Consider the following 651-nt stretch of genomic DNA (forward strand, 5'->3'; position numbering starts at 1 on the left):
CGCGGGCCAGGTGCGCATCGCCGTGCGCGCGGCCGGGGTGAACTTCCGGGACGTGCTGATCGGCCTGGGGATGTACCCGGACCCGGCGGCGGTGATGGGCAGCGAGGGCGCGGGCGTCGTGGTCGAGGTCGGCCCCGGCGTGACCGACCTGGCGCCCGGCGACCGGGTGCTCGGCATGTTCGAGCCCGCCTTCGCCCCCGAGGTGATCGCCACCCGCGACCTCGTCGCGAAGATCCCCGCCGGCTGGTCCTTCGCGCAGGCCGCGTCGGTGCCGGTGGTCTTCCTGACCGCGTACTACGCGCTGCGTGACCTGGCCGGGCTGCGGGCGGGCGAGTCGGTGCTCATCCACAACGGCGCGGGCGGCGTCGGCATGGCCGCCATCCAGCTCGCCCACCACCTCGGCGCCACCGTCCACGCGACGGCGAGCCCCGGCAAGTGGGGCGTGTTGCGGGGCCTGGGGGTGGCCGAGGAGCGGATCGCGTCGTCGCGGACCACCGAGTTCGAGCAGGCCTTCGGCGCGGCCACCGGCGGCGCCGGGATGGACGTGGTGCTCGACGCCCTGGCCGGCGAGTTCGTCGACGCGTCGCTGCGGCTGCTGCCGCGCGGCGGCCGGTTCGTGGAGATGGGCAAGGCCGACCTGCGCGACCCGGA

1 protein-coding gene is annotated in these 651 nt (G+C 76.0%); it reads left to right on the top strand.

Going from position 1 to position 651, the window contains the following annotated elements; genetic code table 11:
- Positions 1 to 651 (top strand): zinc-binding dehydrogenase (locus ACFHW0_RS31715; protein ID WP_416613306.1); only part of this gene is annotated, 651 nt, incomplete at both ends.

The organism is Micromonospora sp. LOL_025 (genome assembly GCF_048060285.1).
In the GTDB taxonomy this organism is placed as follows: domain Bacteria; phylum Actinomycetota; class Actinomycetes; order Mycobacteriales; family Micromonosporaceae; genus Micromonospora.